Annotated in this window: 16 protein-coding genes and 1 tRNA gene; 5 read left to right on the top strand and 12 right to left on the bottom strand. The window is 47.6% G+C overall.

The genetic code is table 11. The features are described from left to right. Positions 1–3 precede the first annotated feature (3 nt). Positions 4–75: transfer RNA gene (locus K384_RS04300), tRNA-Arg, on the top strand. Between the two features lie 83 nt (positions 76–158). Here K384_RS04300 and K384_RS04295 read toward each other — a convergent pair. From K384_RS04295 to K384_RS04270, 7 genes are all read right to left on the bottom strand, one after another. After that, entirely contained in the window at positions 159–830 is a 672-nt protein-coding gene (locus K384_RS04295) for a sulfite exporter TauE/SafE family protein (RefSeq protein WP_038029750.1), read from the bottom strand. Between the two features lie 4 nt (positions 831–834). After that, the gene (locus tag K384_RS04290; protein WP_051633111.1) at positions 835–1,272 is read right to left on the bottom strand and encodes a FixH family protein; all 438 of its coding nucleotides are present in this window, start codon (positions 1,270–1,272) and stop codon (positions 835–837) included. 25 nt (positions 1,273–1,297) lie between these two features. Beyond that, a complete protein-coding gene (gene ccoG / locus K384_RS04285) occupies positions 1,298–2,722 on the bottom strand; it encodes a cytochrome c oxidase accessory protein CcoG (protein WP_038029748.1) in 1,425 nt (474 codons plus the stop codon). A gap of 70 nt (positions 2,723–2,792) precedes the next feature. Next, complete coding sequence (locus K384_RS04280; protein WP_038029746.1) at positions 2,793–3,563, bottom strand: cbb3-type cytochrome c oxidase N-terminal domain-containing protein; 771 nt, start codon at positions 3,561–3,563, stop codon at positions 2,793–2,795. A gap of 37 nt (positions 3,564–3,600) precedes the next feature. Continuing rightward, positions 3,601–3,771, bottom strand: a complete 171-nt coding sequence (locus K384_RS13560; RefSeq protein ID WP_071837441.1) for a cytochrome C oxidase Cbb3 — start codon at positions 3,769–3,771, stop codon at positions 3,601–3,603. Positions 3,772–3,813: 42 nt separating this feature from the next. Continuing rightward, positions 3,814–5,955, bottom strand: a complete 2,142-nt coding sequence (gene ccoN / locus K384_RS04275; RefSeq protein WP_038029743.1) for a cytochrome-c oxidase, cbb3-type subunit I — start codon at positions 5,953–5,955, stop codon at positions 3,814–3,816. A 165-nt stretch (positions 5,956–6,120) separates the two neighbouring features. Further along, entirely contained in the window at positions 6,121–6,621 is a 501-nt protein-coding gene (locus K384_RS04270) for a hypothetical protein (protein ID WP_038029740.1), read from the bottom strand. A 167-nt stretch (positions 6,622–6,788) separates the two neighbouring features. On the opposite strand from K384_RS04270, the gene K384_RS04265 reads away from it, so the two are divergent. Then, positions 6,789–7,691 (top strand): histone deacetylase family protein, encoded by a 903-nt coding sequence (locus K384_RS04265; protein ID WP_038029738.1) that lies wholly within the window; start codon positions 6,789–6,791, stop codon positions 7,689–7,691. Positions 7,692–7,751: 60 nt separating this feature from the next. Here K384_RS04265 and K384_RS04260 read toward each other — a convergent pair whose 3' ends face one another. Both K384_RS04260 and K384_RS04255 read right to left on the bottom strand, forming a co-directional pair. Continuing rightward, on the bottom strand, positions 7,752–9,197 hold the full coding sequence (locus K384_RS04260; RefSeq protein ID WP_051633110.1) for an RtcB family protein: 1,446 nt from the start codon (positions 9,195–9,197) through the stop codon (positions 7,752–7,754). 534 nt (positions 9,198–9,731) lie between these two features. Next, positions 9,732–12,167, bottom strand: a complete 2,436-nt coding sequence (locus K384_RS04255; RefSeq protein WP_038029736.1) for a TonB-dependent receptor — start codon at positions 12,165–12,167, stop codon at positions 9,732–9,734. 133 nt (positions 12,168–12,300) lie between these two features. On the opposite strand from K384_RS04255, the gene K384_RS04250 reads away from it, so the two are divergent. Next, on the top strand, positions 12,301–15,006 hold the full coding sequence (locus K384_RS04250) for a two-component regulator propeller domain-containing protein (protein ID WP_157630053.1): 2,706 nt from the start codon (positions 12,301–12,303) through the stop codon (positions 15,004–15,006). Between the two features lie 2 nt (positions 15,007–15,008). After that, positions 15,009–15,440, top strand: a complete 432-nt coding sequence (locus tag K384_RS04245) for a hypothetical protein (protein WP_038029733.1) — start codon at positions 15,009–15,011, stop codon at positions 15,438–15,440. Positions 15,441–15,646: 206 nt separating this feature from the next. Here K384_RS04245 and lipA read toward each other — a convergent pair whose 3' ends face one another. Together lipA and K384_RS04235 are read right to left on the bottom strand one after the other, a co-directional pair. Next, a complete protein-coding gene (lipA, locus tag K384_RS04240; protein ID WP_038029732.1) occupies positions 15,647–16,519 on the bottom strand; it encodes a lipoyl synthase in 873 nt (290 codons plus the stop codon). A gap of 71 nt (positions 16,520–16,590) precedes the next feature. Beyond that, positions 16,591–17,346 carry a hypothetical protein gene (locus K384_RS04235; protein WP_051633109.1) on the bottom strand — a complete coding sequence of 252 codons (756 nt, stop codon included), beginning with the start codon at positions 17,344–17,346 and terminating at the stop codon, positions 16,591–16,593. Positions 17,347–17,516: 170 nt separating this feature from the next. On the opposite strand from K384_RS04235, the gene thrC reads away from it, so the two are divergent. Continuing rightward, on the top strand, positions 17,517–18,644 hold the full coding sequence (gene thrC, locus K384_RS04230) for a threonine synthase (RefSeq protein WP_038029730.1): 1,128 nt from the start codon (positions 17,517–17,519) through the stop codon (positions 18,642–18,644). Here thrC and K384_RS04225 read toward each other — a convergent pair. Then, positions 18,634–19,473, bottom strand: coding sequence for an SDR family oxidoreductase (locus K384_RS04225; RefSeq protein WP_038029729.1), 840 nt, complete (start codon positions 19,471–19,473; stop codon positions 18,634–18,636). The genes thrC and K384_RS04225 overlap by 11 nt on opposite strands. Between the last annotated feature and the right edge of the window lie 45 nt (positions 19,474–19,518).

Raw genomic sequence — 19,518 nt, 5'->3', positions numbered from 1 at the left:
AATGGCTGCGTAGTACAATGGATAGTACGTGGGTCTCCGGAACCCAAGATTCAGGTTCGATTCCTGACGCAGCCACTCCTTGATAGAACCAAAGGGACAGCAGCTCATTTTAACAAAAGCCGCTGTCCCTTTCTTTATATAAACCGGCTAAAACCAACTTACCTACACTCTACAACCGGGCGCTCACCTGCTGTCATTTTTACAGCCGGGCTCCACCAGGCGCCTTGTCCAAGTCCTCTTATTATCAGAAAAGCGGCCAAAAGAACCATCACCAGGCGCTGGAGCGCCACACCACTGAATATCGGCTTCAAATACGACAACAACCGGCGCCACATCCACCGGACACCTACCAACAGCACGGTGGTTATTATCCCAAACAGAAGCATATTGCTCCACACGCGCAACATATTTCCTTCTGCCGCCGATAGAAAAGCTGCACCGTAAACCAAACCACAAGGTAACAAACCATTGGCCATCCCCAGGAAGAACCCGCCCCCTTGTTTACCATAGTGTTGTGCCAGCTCCCTCAATCTGTTCGATAGACGGTAAGCTGCCTTGTTTTTTCCCAACCATTCCATCAGTACATAAAAAAGCAGCAGCAGACCGGACAATACAGACAGCTGTTGTTGCGTAAGAAAAAATGCCATGCCGGCACTGAGCATACCCGCGAAGCTTCCCAGCAACAAGTACGAAAAAATACGCCCGGCATGATACTGCACCTGCCATGTCAACGGACGCCCGGCATGCAAAGCCGCAATCAGTGGGGAACACATGCCCACACAATGAAAAGCGCCACTCAGCGCCAACAATACAACTCCTGTCTTTATCATAAAATTACAAGTACAACTTTTTCTCCATGTAATAGCGTTGCCCATCCATCATCCAGTGAATTTTCACCTCCCAATAACCGGGCAGCAAGGTAGAAACATCCAGCAGGTACTCCGTTTGTCCTCGTTGAATGGCTATGCGCTTATCAAGTCGTGCATCCGACGGACGGTAAAACAGCACCTCCCCCTGCTCGATAGCAGCATAAGGCAAGAGCACCTTTATTTTTTTCTCTTCCTTCTGATACTCAACAAGGGGCTGCTGTGCCAAAGCATGCGTGCGTGCTATGGCATCTATACGCTCTTGATATGCCAACTCCTCTTTGTAGTAGTTTTTATCTACCAAATGTATATCATCCTGTGCCACACAAATAGACACCAGGTAGCTCATGAAGGCAACGAAGCCTCCAAGCAGTATCACGACCTTATACCCCCAACTAATTTTCATAGCTCCAGTGTTTTTTAAAGTTTTGTCAATAGTTTGAAAAGAAACTTGCTTTAACGGTCTCAAGCGTTTCACCGGAATCTGCATCCCTAACTTTGAACTTCAAAGAAGTTTTTCTTCCTTTAATACTATTTTTATCCAGGTAAACGAAAAAGACCATTTCTCTTTTTTCGGCAGGTTTAAGTACCATCGTTGTGCTTTTTTCACCAACGAGCTCAACACGTCCGCGCGGCTCCACTACTTCCAGTTGCACCCGCAAGGTGTCGAAGGACTTATTGACAATCGATGCATTGAACAAGTTGCTGACGGTGCCATCTTCATGCAGCTGAGCCAGCTGCCCCGGCGTGCGCAGCACTATGGTTTCGGTAGTGCTTCTGCCAAATACCAGCGCCCCAATGATACCAAGCAACACCAGCAACACAGCCGAATAGGCCCACGCTCTTTTAGTCAAATGAAAGGGAACGCCTTCTTCTATACTCCGGATTGAAGCATAGCGTATCAACCCCTTTGGCTTGCCTACCTTTTCCATCACGGCATCGCAAGCGTCGATACAAGCCGTACACCCCACACACTCCATTTGCGTGCCATTGCGAATATCAATACCGGTAGGGCACACCTGTACACAGAGCGTACAATCCACACAGTCGCCTTGCGCCCCATTCTGTTTGCCTTTTTTAAGTTTTCCACGCGGTTCGCCCCGCTTGTAATCATACGCCACTGTCATGGTGTCGTTATCGACCAGCACGCCCTGCAGCCTGCCATAAGGGCAAATCAAAATACAAGCTTGCTCACGTATATAGCTGAACACAAAGTAAAAGAGTCCGCTAAACCCCACTACCCCCAAGAAGCCGGCCCAGTGTTCAGTAGGCGGCTGCGTTACTATTTTTATAGTTTCTTTTAAACCAATGAGATAAGCCATAAAAGTATGCCCAATCAGCAGGGCTATCAGCATAAATATGCCATGCTTGGCTACTTTCTTCAATATCTTTTCTTTATTCCACGGCTGTTTTTCAAGCTTCAATTGCTGATTGCGATCGCCTTCTATCCAGTATTCTATTTTACGGAAAACCATCTCCATAAAAACGGTCTGCGGGCACACCCATCCGCACCAGATACGCCCGTAAATCACCGTAAAGAGAATAACAAACACAAAGAAGGCAAGCATTGTCAAACCGAAAATGATAAAGTCTTGCGGGAAGAACACCTGCCCGAAAATGATAAAAGTGCGTTCAAACACATTGAACATCATGAAAGGATGCCCATCGACATAAATAAAGGGCATGGAAAAAAACACAGCCAGCAAAAACCAGCTTACCCATGTGCGGTACTTATAAAAGCGTCCTTTAGGCTTTTTGGGATGTATCCAGACCCGCTTCCCTTCTTTATCAACAAAAGAAACGTGGTCTCTGTACAGCTCTTCATATTCTATATCGGTGAGGATTTTATTACTCATGGCTATTCTTTTTTGGCTCATTCACCGGGAAAAAGGCGGAAGGGCTCTTCTCCCCTCCACCTTATGATTGTTACTTACAAGGCTCGCCTTGTGGCTCTTTGGGATTGGGCGGATTGGTTCCACGCAGGCTCAGTACATAAGAAGCTACTTGCTGAATTTCTTGTGGCTTCAACTTGTTTTGCCAGGGCACCATCCCCTTTTGCGGCACACCATATTTTACCACTTTGAACACATCTTTGATGTCGCAGCCGTGCAACCAGCTGTCATCCGTAAGGTTGGGACCAACGCCCCCTTGCCCTTCATTACCATGACAAGCCGCACAATTCTGTACAAAAATGGCCTTTCCGGCTTCCAGAGCAGCGGCATCGGTTAGCGCTTCTACATTGCTTTCATCTATCAAATTGGCCTGTGTTTTCCGGTACTCTTCAATGGCAATAGCCGCCTGCTGCATTTCTATTTGAAACTCTTCTTCTTGCAAGGGTGCCCACTCAAACACATGGTACACCAGCAGGTATCCGACCGAAAAGACAACCGTAGCGAAGTAAAGGAATTTCAGCCATGGGGGCATGTGGTTGTCCAACTCGCGAATGCCATCGTAATTGTGCTCCAGCATCAATTCTTGCTCTTGCACTTCTACCGGTTGTTCGGTGCCTCCTATTTTCTTAAGCCAGCGGCTCCATAACGATTCATACTCTTCCTCGCCGCTTTGCTGCTTGAGAATGATACGCAGCACAGAAGCTACATAAATACCGGTCAGCAACACCAGGATGGCTATGATGCCTATCAATACCAGGATGGCAAGCAGCATCCAATCGGTTTGGGTCATATTAGCAAAGTCCATACTTTATTGTTTTTTATAGTTGGTTTTTACACTTCTACTAAACATCCTTGGAATCTTCCAAAGGGATGCGGCGTATTTCTTCTACCACTTCCTTCTTCATGCTAAATACCCGTATGCCCAAGGCAATGAAGAAGACAAAGAAGACAATCAAAGAGAAGATGGGATAAGTAGCTACGCCATCAATCAGTTCGAAATAATGCTTAAACATAGTTTTACCGGTTTTAGAGTGGGGGGCGAGCCCCCCTGTGAATTACTTGGTATCTGCTTGCGTTTGTGCCTCAGCATCTACCTTTTGGATATCTGTACCCAGACGCTGCAAGTAAGCTATCAAAGCAACTATTTCGTCATCGGGTGCCACATTCTGGATGCCGTCTTTGTTGAGGCTGGCAACAATACGTTGGGCTTGCTTGTCTATATCTTTCAGTGCCATTTCTTGCTCGTATCCCTCCGGATAGGGCACGCCCAAAGTGCGCATGGCGGCTATTTTACCTTTTACTTCCTCCTTGTCATACTTCTGTTCGAACAACCAAGGGTAAGGTGGCATGATAGAACCGGGCGACATGCTGGTGGGGTCATACATGTGGTTGTAGTGCCAGCTGTCGGGATACTTCCCACCTAAGCGCATCAAGTCCGGTCCGGTGCGTTTGGAGCCCCACAAGAAAGGATGCTCGTAAACATATTCGCCGGCTTTGGAATACTCGCCATAGCGCACCACCTCCGAACGGAAGGGACGCACCAACTGAGAGTGGCAGTTATTGCAGCCTTCGCGAATGTAAATATCACGTCCAATCAACTCCAAGGGCGTATAGGGCTTCACTGCCGCAATGGTAGGAATGTTCGATTCCACCAGGAAGGTAGGTATCATTTGCGCAATACCACCTATCAGAATGGCAACCAAGCTCAACACGGTAAAGAGCACGGGCTTACGTTCCAAGATAGCATGCCAATATTCATTCTTGGCATGTACAGGCTTCAGGGCAAGTGCTTCGGCTGCTTCCTCCGCTACAAAGCTTCCTTGTGCAGCCGTCTTCCAGAGGTTATACACCATCACAAAGAAACCTGTCAAGTACAGTGCCCCACCAATAGAACGCAGTACATACATGGGAACAATTTGGGTAACCGTAGTCAGGAAGTTAGGATATTGCAACATACCGTCCGGAGTAAACTCCTTCCACATCAGGCTTTGTGTGATGCCTGCCCAATACATAGGCAGTGCATAGAAGATAATACCCAAAGTACCCAACCAAAAGTGTGTGTTAGCTAAACGCTTCGAGTAAAGCTCCGTATTCCACATCTTGGGCACCAGCCAGTAGAGCATACCAAAGGTCATAAAACCATTCCATCCCAAACCACCAATGTGCACGTGCGCTATGGTCCAGTCGGTAAAGTGAGAGATGGCATTGACGTTTTTAAGCGAAAGCATGGGGCCTTCGAAGGTAGCCATACCATAGGCGGTTACAGCCACCACCATGAATTTCAAAATGGGGTTTTCGCGCACACGGTCCCAAGCGCCACGCAAGGTCAACAAACCATTGAGCATCCCACCCCACGAAGGCGCAATCAGCATGACAGAAAACACGGTGCCCAAGCTTTGCGCCCAGTCGGGCAAGGTGCTGTATAGCAAGTGGTGCGGACCGGCCCAGATATAAATAAATATCAGCGACCAGAAGTGTACGATAGACAGACGGTAAGAATAAACCGGACGGTTCGCTGCCTTGGGCAGGTAGTAATACATCAAACCAAGGAAGGGCGTTGTCAGGAAGAATGCCACGGCATTGTGCCCATACCACCACTGCACCAATGCATCTTGCACACCGGCATACCAAGAGTAGCTTTTAAGGAAGCTTACGGGCAGCTCGAAAGAGTTAACCACATGCAAGACAGCCACCGTAATGAAAGTGGCGATATAGAACCAGATGGCCACGTACATGTGGCGTTCGCGCCGGCGCAAAATGGTGCCCAGCATATTCCAGCCAAACACCACCCAGATGATGGTAATGGCGATGTCGATGGGCCACTCCAGCTCGGCATACTCTTTAGAGGTAGTGTACCCCAATGGCAGCGTAATAGCTGCTGACAAGATAATCAACTGCCAGCCCCAGAAATGAATCCAGCTAAGTGTTTTGCTAAACATAGGGGTTTTCAGCAGGCGGGGCATGGAGTAATACACCCCCGCAAAGATGGCATTTCCCACAAATGCAAAAATCACTGCATTTGTGTGTAGCGGACGGATACGCCCGAAGGTGGTGTAAGGCAGCCCCAAATTCAGCGCCGGATAATAAAGCTGAATGGCTACAATCAAACCCACCAGCATACCTATCGCCCCAAAAACAACGGTAGCGATAAGGAACGCTCGCACAATCTTGTTGTCGTAATAAAACTTTTCAGTCATAATTCCGTTTGGTTTTAGCCTTTTTCTATGCATAAAAGTAGGGGATTAGGCTTCCACCCGGAATGACTAAAGTTGCCGGCGCCGATGATTCTTGTCATTGACACAAAAAAAGCAGACACCGTTGGTTTCAGTGCCTGCTTGAAAGCGCTTCATGTTTTGAAAAAGTTACGCAGTCATTGCCGACATTTTGTGGGGCATGAACTTATGCAGAAGCATACTGATTCCTGCATAGAGAAACGGATGTCCAATAAAAAACAAAACAAACAGATAAGGAATGGTTGCCGCTCCACCATAACTCGCCAACAAACTGGTAATCAACCCCAACACATCGTTCATGCTCACAAGGACCCGGATACCGTACGCAAAAAAGGCAAACAAGCCAACCGCTACAAGCTCCACGAGCACCCCCACTACAAAAGAGCGAAGAAACAAACGCCAGCGCGTATGATACTTGGCACGTATGACCGCCACCATCCAGGCACACACGATACACAACAAAAACCATCCGCCCACAATCACCCACTCGGTATTCAACAACAAAAAGGTGAACACCTCATTGTTTTCTAAAAAAAGCATCACCTTTACTACAGCCAAAGCAAACATGGAAAGCAAAAAAAGTACAAGGCTGTACAGATAAGCTTCTCGAACTGTTCCAATAAAGTTCATAATTCCCTTTTTTGACAACAAAGCGTTTTCGCTAGTTAAAAGATACGAATTTGATTTCATAAAACCGGCAAGTTAAGTTATTGAAAATATGAAAACCTTTAATTCCCTAAGCTGTTTTTTTATCTTAGCGCAAAGATTACGCCCTTTTTATTCTCACAAGATACAACATGTTAAAAGTAGCTTGGTCACCTTTGTATTGCCACCCCTTGCCTGACGGGCATAGATTTCCTATGGAAAAATACAACTTATTGCCCGAACAGCTCCTTTATGAAGGAACTCTTACAAATGAAAGTTTCTTCACCCCTACTCTTCTCAATGAAGAGCACATTTTGCGTGTGCATACAGCTGAATATTGGAACAAGCTGCAAAATCTCACTTTGACTCCCAAAGAAATTCGAGCAACAGGATTCCCACTATCCCGGCAGCTCATTGAAAGAGAGCGCGTCATTGCACAAGGCACCATTCAATGCGCCGAGTATGCCTTGCAGTATGGCATTGCCATGAATATTGCCGGGGGCACTCACCATGCCTTTACCAACCGGGGCGAAGGTTTTTGCCTGTTAAACGACATTGCCTTGGCTGCCCGCTACTTGCTTGACCGGCAGAAGGCACGACGCATCCTTATTATTGATTTGGATGTGCACCAAGGCAATGGGACCGCCGAAATATTCCGTCATGAGTCCGCCGTATTCACCTTCAGTATGCATGGCGCCAACAACTACCCGCGTTTGAAAGAGACCTCGGACTGTGACGTGCACCTTCCCGACGGCACCGGCGATCGTTTTTACCTTTATGAGCTCGAAAAAAACTTAGATAGCTTGTTCAGCCGCTTTCAACCGGACTTTGTTTTCTTCCAAGCAGGTGTGGACGTGCTGGCTACCGACAAGCTGGGGCGCTTGTCACTCAGCATCGACGGGTGCCGCCGTCGCGATGAGCTGGTCTTTCAATACTGCCGCCAAGGGCAAGTACCTGTGGTGGTAAGTATGGGGGGCGGTTATTCGCCCCGCCTTGCCGATATTATCGAAGCTCATGCCAATACCTACCGTACTGCCCAATTTTTATTCTTTTAAAAATGCTTTTTTCAAAATTCAATATCGCATGTATTTTATTTTTCAAAAAAATACAAAAAATCAATCTTCCCGTGCCCATGGACGTCTATCGGGCTCTGCCATGCGCACTATCTTAGGATAAAAAGCTGCCAAAGGCTTTACAATGTTCGTTTGTACCTTCATCACCTCCTTCAGGTCTTTGTACACCATGGGCGCTTCGTCCAAGTCGCCTCCTATCAACTCAATGCCATGCTCCTGCAGTATCCGGCGCACCTGCTCTTGCGATATTTGCCGGAAAGCAGCCCTCCGCGACATCAGTCGCCCGGCACCATGCGAAGCGGAATTCAACGAAGCGGCATTTCCCAATCCCTTTACCACATAACCGGCTTGGGTCATGGAGCCGGGAATAACCCCCAATGCGCCGGCGTGCGCCGGTGTGGCACCTTTGCGGTGCACAATAGCCGTGCGCCCGTCGGGCAGCTGCTCTTTCCACGCAAAATTGTGATGGTTTTCTACCATCTTCACCGGCTGCAAACCCAATGCTTTCGCTATCCGGCGATGTATTTGGTGATGGTTGGCCGAAGCATAATCGCCGGCCAAATGCATGGCTATCCAATACTCCTGCCCTTCTTCTGTATCGAGCGAAAGCCACGCCAAGTGGGCCAGTTCTTTGGGCAGGTGCGAACGCTCTCTTGCCAACTTGGAATAATAATTGGCAATGGCAGCCCCAAAGCCGCGCGAGCCCGAATGGCTCAATAAAGCCAAATATTGCCCTTTGGGCAGCCCCAAGTCCTTATCTTCTTCCATGACTTCCAAAACACCCCACTCTACAAAATGATTGCCCGTACCACTCGTTCCAATTTGCCGCTCTGCCTTCTTGCGCAACGAACGGATGACTTTCGTGGCTCTCCATTCAGGTTTATCCCATATATCATCGGGCAGCGGGGAAGGATTCGACACGTCAATACCAAAGAAAGTATGCTCGCCCAAAAACTTTTTCAGTGTGTCTTTTTTCTTTTCTATGTAAGCTGCCTCTATATCCCACACAGAAAGACACATACGGCAGGCAATATCTACCCCTACGGCATAAGGAATAACCGCATTTTGACGAGTAGCCAGCACTCCACCAATAGGGATTCCATATCCCACATGTGCATCAGGCATGAGCGCCCCGGCTTCAGCCACCGGTAAGCGCATGGCATTATTCATCTGCTGTATCGACTCTGCATCGATGTAGTCCGCACCAAAAACGGAATAAGGCAAAGGTTGCGCACGCAGGGGCTCGGACTCCGTTTGTTCACGCTCGCCATTGCCCACCTCCGGAGCATCCAAAAGGAAGGCAGCCACACGCCCCCAATCTTCATGGTTTACATACAGATGGGGATGTGCTTGTATCTCCTGCAGCATTTGCTGTATCTCTTCCTCAGTTACACCCTTTTTTCGCAACCGCTTGATTATTCTATATGCCTGCTTGGCTATGTTTTTGTCACCCAGCAAAACGGTAAGTGTATTTACATCCGGCTTCATATCGTCTTTTTTTTACGTGGCTTACTATTTAACAAATTGCTCTTTAAAAAAGTCAAGCCTTTTGTCTTTATTTGGGCAAAACCAAAGACGCGATGCGCCTGTTCCAAGAACAGACAGCTCATCCTCAAACAAAATTGTGACTGCCATAAAACACCTGCAACCTAAGTCCAATCAAACTGCCTGTCTGTATATGGCAAAGAGTAGAAAAACCTTGTCGCTTTGTAGTTCAAAGTATTTTGTTTTTATTGAATAGCCATTTACTTTTCCAAAAGTGGCTGAGTTTTAGTACTCTCTCCTTAGCGCTTCGAGCAAAAGCAAGCACTCTTCTTTTACCTCTTTCCGTCGGCTTGACAAGATGGCTCAAGAATGGCAAATAAACACGCTTCGAGCAAGCGAGATTTCTCACTCCACCACGCTCCGTTCGAAATGACAAAAGAAAAAATGACCGTTCATAAGGCAGCACTGCCTTGCCTCCGTGATTGAATAAAGACAGGCAAGCAAGTATAGACTTTGAAAACCAAAGTTGTTTTAAAGCTACAAAGAGATACCCAAGGTAAGGAAAAAGCTACGCGGATCGGCGGGGATGATACCCGGCCCGGGATAGCTTACTGCCCGGTTGGTAAAATACTTTTGGTTCAATAGGTTATTTACACTACCTTCCACCGTCCAGCGCTCGCGTTTATAAGAAATACTCAGGTCGGTTACATGATATGCCGGAATGATACCCACCACCGCCGACGCCACACGCCCCGAAGTGTTGTCGGCATCGCTAAACTGTTCTGACACGTAGTTGTGTTGTAAGCTCAATCGCCAGGGACCACGCTCGGCAAACAGGCCGGCACGCCAGATAATACGCGGTGCAAACTCTACCCGGTTGCCTTCTATCCTGCTCCAAGTATCGCTGTTGGCGCTCAGATAATAGGCTTCGGCATAAGTAAAGCTACTAAACAGGCGCCATTGCCAAGTGGCATTTTGCTTCCACAAAGAAGCCAGGTTGTATTCGCCATACAGCTCCAAACCATAATGTTGCGAATCACCTACATTTGTTTTGAAACGGTACTCATTATAAATTCGCTCATCTAAGAGTGTCACAAAGCCAATGCGGTTATTGTAGCGCATATAAAACAAGCTAACATCCCACTGAAAACGGCCGGGCAACTGTCCCCGGAAGCCTATCTCGGTGCTGTAGCCCCGCTCATCGCGTATATTGGGGTCCAGGCGGAAGTTGGGATTATCTATGCGCAAGTCGCTAAAAGTAACTGCCCGGTAGTTTTGGCTGGCGTTGGCATATAACTCCCGGTTATCTGCAGGACGGAAAGTAATGCCGATACCTCCTAACCAGAAAGCCCGCTTCAGGTCAAAAGACTCATCGACCCGCTCTTCGGCAATCAGGTTGCCCGCCGCGTCATAAGCGCGCAACTTGTAATAACCATCTGCCAAAGTGTTGATATATTCATAACGTATGCCCGGAGTGATGCTCCATCGCTTGTTTAAGAAAAATATGTTTTCAGCAAAAACCGCCACGTTGCGCCCGGGGAATTGATAGTCCGACTTTTCCAAATCATGGGGGTTTAAGTACTCAAAGCGTGGTTGGTCACTGGCATCTGCCTCGCCTTGTTGCTTGTAGGTAAGCCCATGATAATAACGCACTCCTGCCAAAAAGTGATGGCTGCGCCCTTTTAGTTTGTAATCGTGCAGCAAACGCCCCTCTACGCCCCAGTTGCGGTAAAGATCGCGAATCAAGGTGCGATTTTGCGTGGGGTCGTCTGCTTTGTAAGCCGGCAACAATACGCCCAAAGCCTGCCGGGACGACAGATTGGCAAATGCCCGCAAGTTCAAAGTGGTGTGGTCTGATGCCCGGTAATCAAGCATCAAGGCCGGTAAGTTCCAACGGACGGCAAACCAATTGCGATTGCGAAACGAAACGGAAGGGTCCTGCTCAAAGGTGGCATCCATCAAGCCGCCGGGCTGTTTGGCCAAGTACTGCATGTGGGTATATTCTGCACGCAAGTGTAAGCGCTTGCTCAGGTCAAAATGCCACTGAGTGTGGGCAGTGTGACTATGAAACTGTGAATTGGGGCGCCAACCATTGCCCTGCTTGTATTGATAAAAAGTAAAATATTTAACTTTGGTTCCCAAAGCACCATCTACTCCGGTGTAGCTATTCCAAAAGCCCCACGAACCAATGGTTTGGCGGGTGTCTATGTGAAAGGGCTTATCAGTGCGCGGGCTCTTCATTACAAAATTGAGCATGCCGCCAAACTGTGTGCCGTACTGCAGCGAAGCGGCCCCCTTAACCAACTCAATGCGCTCAAGCGCTTCGGCAGGCGGCACATAATAACTTTCGGGGTAGCCCAACGCATCGGCACTCATATCATAGCCATTTTGGCGGGTGTTGAAATTGGCCGTACGCTTGGGACTCAATCCACGCGTGCCAATGCCCAATTGCAAGCCGGCCATATCGCTTTCCCATATATTAATGCCCTGGATGCGGCCAAATATTTGCCGCGAGTTATTAGTGGCTAAATTGGCAACAATATCTTGCAGCTCTACCACCTCGGTCTTCTTCCCTTCATAAATGGCCACTCCTTCCACACTATACAAGCTGCGTACTCCGAAAGTCTGTTCACGGGCAGCTGTCACTTCCACCTCTGCAAGCATTTCTTCTTTGGCTTTCATACGCAGCTGCAGGGGGGCTTGCCAATGCCCGGGACGAAGGGGCACTGTAAGCAACTCCATGCCAACAAACTCAACTTTCAGCACCAGCCCTTCTTGATAAGGCACTTCCAAGACGAAGTGTCCTTGCCCGTCGGCCACTGCGAAGCGTTCAACGGGGCTTACTTCTATGGTTGCGCCCGGCAAAGGGTTGCCTTGCTCATCGGTCACCACTCCTTGCAACAACTGCTGGGCAGATGCCGGCAAAATACAGACAAAGCACAAAAGAAAGTAAAGGACGGCTCGAGGTTTCATAAATCGCTGCGGTTTTGTGCATAAGCAAACGATGCAAATTTATTTAGATTTAATCTAAACAAAAAATTTAGATGATTTTTTTTATCAATCTGTGCGTCTTAGATTTGCTTGTTGTAGCATTAGCACTATTCTTATGAAGAAAGTCGTTTTTTTTGCTGCCTCATTTCTTTTATGTTGCATAAGCAGCTTGATTTATGCGCAGCGTGGCAACCTTTTTATTCAAAACTATGACTTTGGCGCCCATGCCTATGACATTGAGTCTTTTGACAATGATATACTGTGTTTTTCCACGCCGGAGGGGATTGTGACTTATGATGGTCAGCAGCAGCATGTACACAAAATACCCGTCACACTTTACAGCTTGTCCTACGACTCTCAAAGGCGTTGTATTTGGGCAGGTGGCAAAGGGCAGGTAGGATATCTGCAATTTGACAGCAAAGGCAAGGTTGTTTTTTCTTCTGTCTTTACTACCGAAGGCAACGTGCGCAAAATCATGCTTCAAGGCGACACATTATGGGCACAAACCCCCAACATCACTTATGCTTATTCTATTACCCGGCGTCGCCTGCTTTATCGTTATCATGCTCCACGAAACAGTTCCTTCAATGGCTTTTTTTTGCACCGGGGCGAAGCTTATGCCTCTGCTCCCGGGAAGGGAATTTATCATTTGGATGGCAAGCAAATGCACCTTAGCGGCCGCCCGGGCAACAATTTAAAAACAACAGGCATAATCCAATACATTCCTTTCGACAAGCAAAGAGGCTTGTGCAGCAGCCCCGACAATCGCCTGTGGTTGTTCGACGGACTTCATTTTATGCCCTATCGAAGCCCCGCCACGCGCTATGTCGAAACGTTTTTACTAAATGAAATGCTCCCGCTAAGTGATGGGCAGCGCTTTGTGTTTTCCACTTTATCCGGTGGTTGCATTGTAGTGGATAAAAGCAGTGGCATTGTCACTGACATTCTCAATTACGAAACGGGCTTGAAAGACGATGAAACCACGGCTATTTATGAAGACAAGCAAGGTGGTTTGTGGATTAGCCACGCGCAAGGATGCAGCCGGGTAGCCTTGCAGTCTCCCTTACGTGTTTTTTCTACCTATCCCGGCTTGGAAGGCTCTATCAGTAGCCTTATACGCTTGGGCCCGGAGCTGTACGTAGGCACTACGGCCGGTCTGTTTGTGCTCGACAAGATCCGGGGCGAGCAGGTCGTAAGCCGGAAAGTATATGCCAATGAGCGCAAACGTCTGTTTGCCCGGCAGCAACAAACCGTTGTTGTAGAAAAAGAGCGCAACCCCTATGAAGACGCTCTCAAAGCTTACATCATGCAGTCTGTGCCCTATTATTTTAAGAAAATCAAAAACATAGACGCCAAGTGTAAGCAGCTGCTCAACTATAAAGGCAAATTATTGGTAGCTTCCAGCACGGGGCTTTATGAAGTCACCCGGCATACCGGCTACCCCATTATGCGCAACCTGCATGTGTATGCCATTTATGGGGCACCTAAGCGCAATATGTTATATGCTGCCACAGAAAAAGGACTTATAGCCATCAGGGAGTACCGTGGATATTGGAAAGTGGTAGATCGCATAGCTGCTATTCCTGATGATGTCACCAACCTGATGTTGGCCGGCAACAAGCTTTACCTGGGACTTTTTAATGGCTGCCTCATCGTGCATTTACGCACCGATGGCACCTTCGCCCGTCACTACCGCATGGAGCTGCACACACAAGCAATACAGCCACTCTGGGTGGGAAAACAAGGCGAAAATGTCTTTTTCTTATCAAAAGAGGGGGCGCTACTCCACAAAGAAATTTTAGGTGGCATGCTATTGCCCTATCAGGCGCTGAACCGTTATTACCCTTTGTCCTTCCTCTACGACAGCCAACAAGAGGCTTTCTTCTTGCTCAAAAACAGGCAGTGGCTACTCCTGCAAAATAAATCTTTAAAGCCTCTTACCAACCGGCTGGTGAATTATTTCGACGAGCTGCAGGTGCTTGCTGTAGATTACCAAGGCAACTACTGGATAGTAGCCTCCAATAACATATTTTTTATTCCGAAAGAAACAACTTCCTCCCCCGCCATACCCTCGCACCCCATCATACGCTTCATTGAAACAGATGAAGACACTTACCTACCCTTTCTTAGCGAAGACGGGCGGGAAATCAAAGGCGTGGAAGTGCCACCCCAAAGCAGCCACTTGGTGTTTCACATAGCCTACCCCTATTACCTTGCCGGTGAGCGCACTCAATTTCAATATAAAATAGAAGGTGAGGGTGAGTCGGAATGGTCGGCATGGCGAAGCACGCCCTATATTGAGTTTGCTTACTTGCCCACCGGTATGCATCGCTTGCTTGTGCGTGCACGCACTCCGGAAGGACTCATCTCACAAACCCAAAGCATTAAGCTATATGTGCGCCCTCCCTTCTACGAGACCTGGTGGTTTTACATTTTAGAAATCCTGTTTTTGCTTTCTTTGCTGCTGCTTTCCATTTATCTGAACAGACGCAAGAAAGATGCCCGCGCCACCAGCATACTTACTATCGTCAGCATTATCACTACGGTTGAGTTTATAATCATCATGGTGGAGCCTTATGTCGATAATTTCAGCGGTGGCGTTCCGGTATTTAAGCTGGTGATGAACGTAATACTGGCTTACTACTTGTTGCCGCTTGAACGGCGGGTACGAAAAATCATAGAAAAGCCGGAGGGCGTCATCAGTGTAGAGTTGCGCCGGACAGAACCCATGGAAGTCACTTCTGATGGTACCGGCTTTCAAGCCGGCGACAAAAAAAGGGAAATAAAAGAAACACCACCCAACAACGATAATAAGCATTAAGCATGAAGAGTAAATACAAAACCGCCCGATGGCTCTTGTTATGCCTTGTGTTTCTTAGTGCTTGCAGCGCTTCGCCTCATGAGCAGCTACGGGGTGAGTGGCTGCTGGATTTTAACCAAAGCCAATGGCAAGACGAGCTTTCTGTCGATTCATTAACCACAGAGCTGCAAAGCAACAAAAGCACGCCCCAACCCCATGACATAAAAGAAAAGTTGGGCAGCTATCGCCTTTCTTTCGACGGCGGGAAATATTTTCAATTTCAACGTAATTTGCTGAAAACCCAAGGGTTTTACACCCTTCTCCCAAAAGAAGAACTACTCATCTTTACTTATGGCAACAGGCAAGACACTTTTCATGTAAAGAAGCTCAAAAAAGAAAAACTCATTCTTGAAAAAGGAAGCCTGCAACTTCACTTTGAAAAACAAGCACCCTAAAAAACGTCGTCGCTTCTCCTACTTATGTAAGAGAAGCGACGTTTGGCTGAGCCCGCTTGGTAGGCTCCTATCAGCGTTTGGTTGATAGACTCGCGCTACTTGCGTAGCACACGTCTAATTGAAGGATGATAATGTATGTATGTCATTAACATGAATATACAAATTCAAAAGATAACATCCAAATTTTTTCCGGATTTTTTTCAAAATCACACATTTACGTGCCGTTCGGCATGGTAAGAAGAACGCACCAATGGACCTGACTCCACGTATTTAAAACCTTTCTTCAGTCCTACTTCCTCGTACATTTTAAATTTCTCGGGGTGCACATATTCTACTACTTCAAGGTGCATTTTGGTAGGCTGCAAATACTGCCCGATGGTAAGAATATCTACCCCGCATTCCAAGAGGTCATCCATAATTTCAAATACTTCTTCATCGGTTTCACCCAAGCCTACCATGATGCCGGTTTTGGTGCGCTTGCCGTATTCTTTGATGCGGCGCAGCTGCTCCAAGCTGCGCTCATACTTGGCCTGCGGGCGCACTCTGCGATAAAGGCGCTTGACCGTTTCCATATTGTGAGACACCACTTCCTGCCCTGCTTCTATCATGCGGTACAGGGCATCCCATGAGCCTCTTACATCGGGGATAAGCGTTTCTATGGTTGTCTCGGGCGATACTTCCTTGATAGCACGCACGGTGCGGTACCATATTTCGGCCCCGCGGTCTTTGAGCTCGTCACGATTGACCGAAGTAATGACAGCATGCTTCACGCCCATAAGCTTGACGGCTTCTGCCACCCGGCGCGGCTCGTCTTCATCATATTCATTTGGACGCCCGGTTGCCACAGCACAAAAAGTGCAGCTGCGTGTACATACATTACCCAAAATCATGAAGGTAGCCGTGCCTGCTCCCCAGCACTCGCCCATATTGGGGCAATTGCCGCTTTCGCAGATAGTATGCAACTTGTATTTATCAACCAACTGACGAACATGCAGGTAGTTCTTCCCCGTAGGTAATTTAACACGCAACCAAGAGGGCTTTTTTCTTCGCTCGGAAGGTACAACAGGTAATTCTATCATAGCCTTAAATCTTATCGTTTGGAAGTGCAAGTTTACAAATAAACAAGCAGAAGCCAAGAATGGTTTAGGCTTTATTTACGCCCGCCAAAGAAAAAACTCAGATAAGCAGCGTTATATACCGAGCTATTTTCCACACTGCCATTGCTGTCTTGCAAGATGGTAATGGTGCGGTCGAAGGCTTCGAGCAAAAAGCCTGCTTCGATGCCTGTAAGGTTCGACTGAAAAGCGCCCACTTCAAAACTCATGGCCAAGCGTAAATGCAGCCCCAAAGCTATATCGCTTTGCCCAAAACCACTAAAGAAACTTCCTCTTCCGGCAATGCGATTGGGATTGGTATGTATATTCGGGTCGTAGCGCTCTTCTCTGATTTGCGGTATGATGCCATCCGGCGAATAATCGTATAGTATCATGTAGGGCTTAATGACGGCAATGGAAGGACCGGCAGCCAGCACTACATCTACCTGCACGCCTTCGTTAGGTGCCTTACGAAAGAGAATCAAGTCTTTGCCATACTCCGGGCGTATGCTAAAGAGGTAATTTACCTTGCCATATACGAAAGCATTGCCCTGACCAAAGGGGTTTTGCACTTTGCGCTCTTTGGGGTGCTTAATACCGGCTATTTCCAGCCCCCATATATTGTTTACACGCGCTGTTTTCACCTTGCCGTAACGGAAATAAACGCCGGAAGGGAAGCCGCCGTTTGAGGCTATATTCAATCCAAAGGCATATTCACGCGTGTAAGCATCTTCAAAAACGCTTTGTGCTTGTGTTGTTTGCAAAGCAACACAAAAGGCAAAACAAAGAAAAGGAAAAAAGACGAAGCGCATCGCAAAATATTGTTTTACAGTGTGGTAAACAAACACCCGGTGTACTGTACAAATCTAACAAAAAATAGCGCGAAAACAATTCAAAACACTGAATACTTTACTGCTTTTCCAAGTATTAGGTATTATACTTTTTTTTAAATAGCTTGGGTTTGTGTTTTCATAGCCGAGCAATGAAAGAAGCCAAACTTATTTGCTTGCAAAGCGGGAAAGAATACCCCGCCGACATGCCTCTATGGTGCAGCGAAGAGGGCAGCGTTCTTGACCTGCATTTTTCGCCCCGCTTCCCATTGGAGCGCATCGGCAAGCGGCCCAAAACGCTCTGGCGCTATTGGGAAGCGCTGCCTATTGAACATCCTTCATCGGTGGTAAGCCTTTCGGAAGGTGCCACTCCCATGCACGACATAGAGCTGGAAGGCAAAGCGCTGAAAGTAAAAATAGAATACATGAACCCCACCGGCTCATTCAAAGACCGGGGCACAGCCGTATTGGTAAGCAAACTAAAAGAGTGGGGCGTGCGTCGTGTGGTAGAAGACTCATCAGGCAATGCGGGGGCTTCGCTGGCTGCCTACTGCGCCAAAGCCGGTATTGCCTGCGACATATTCGTGCCGGCCGATACCTCGCCGGCTAAAATCACACAAATCAAACTGTATGGTGCCAAAGTGCATTTGGTGAAAGGCACACGCGACGAGGTAGCACAAGTCGCCTACTCCTTTGCTCAACAGTACCATTATGCCAGTCACGTATGGCACCCTTTCTTTTTTCAAGGCACAAAAACTTTTGCTTACGAAGTATGCGAACAGCTGCACTGGCAAGCCCCTGACACAGTGGTTGTGCCGGCAGGCAACGGCTCTCTGCTTATCGGTTGTTATTTGGGATTCAGAGAGCTTAAACAAGCAGGCATTATCAGCAAGATGCCTAAGCTCATTGGCGTGCAAGCTAAAAATTGCGCCCCTCTTTACGAAGCCTTTGTTCGCGGCGAAGCCTTCATACAGCCCCGCCCCGCAAAGAAGACCCTTGCCGAAGGCATGGCCGTAAACAACCCGCTGCGTGGCACCCAGATGCTGCAGTATGTAGAACTAAGCAAAGGCAAATTTATTGCCGTTGAAGAAACGGAAATAGTAGAGATGGTGAAGATACTTGCCCGGAAAGGCTATTTTGTGGAGCCCACCTGCGCAGCGGTAATTGCCGGCGCCCGGCGCTATCTGCTGCAAGAGGCAGAAGAAGGCGAAACGATAGTCAGTGTACTTACTTCTACCGGCTTAAAAGCTGTTGATACCATTCAAAAGATTATTCACTAACAGATACATGCAAGCCTGTCATCTGCTCACTGACTGCCCACAAGCGCTTGGCAAGCTCTATGTTTTGTGATTGGCGTGATGATATGGCCTCCTTTTTGTCTTTAAAATACTTGCCGGTAATGCCTTCCACTTCGGGGCTCAACGCCAAGTAAACGATGGTCTCTGCCCCTTTTTCCGGCGACTTGGCCATGATTTTTATCATCAAGCGGGCAAAAAAGTTTAAATCCTGGAATATGTTGGTAGCTATAAAGCCGGGCATTAAAGCATTGGCTGTGATGCCTTCGTCCTGCAGACGGCGTGCCAGCTCTTTGGTGAAAAGAATATTTGCCAATTTAGACTGGCGGTAAGCTGCTATTCCATTATATTCCTTTTTCCGGAACTCTATATCATCGAAATCGATGGTTCCCTGGTGCAGGTCAGAGCTAACATTCACCACTCGCGCCCGCTCTGCCTTACGAAGCAAATCCAAAAGCAAGTTGGTCAGCAAGAAAGGCGCCAAATGATTGACTGCAAAAGTCAGCTCAATTCCATCTTTGCTTTCACGAAAACGTTGATTCCACACGCCTGCATTATTGATCAACACATCTATGTGCGGGTAAGTATTTTTCACATAAGCGGCAAATGCCCGGATAGACTCAAAGGAAGCAAGATCACAAAACTGTAAATCGAAGCGTTCCGGTGCAATAGCCTCCAATTCTTTTTTTAAAGCAGTGGCTTTCTCTTCATTGCGATAGGGCAAAATCAAAAAATGTCCTTCTTGTAGTAACTTTTTGGCAGCAGCTTTGCCAATACCGGAAGTGGCACCGGTCAAAAGTATATTTTTTATCATAACTTTACACTCGTTAGTGAACGAATACCTTAGTTTTAGGGTACG

Origin of the sequence: Thermonema rossianum DSM 10300 (genome assembly GCF_000426825.1) — a bacterium.
Taxonomy (GTDB): domain Bacteria; phylum Bacteroidota; class Bacteroidia; order Cytophagales; family Thermonemataceae; genus Thermonema; species Thermonema rossianum.
Note: the sequence above shows the minus strand (reverse complement) of the source record. Positions and strands in the feature narration are given on the sequence as shown.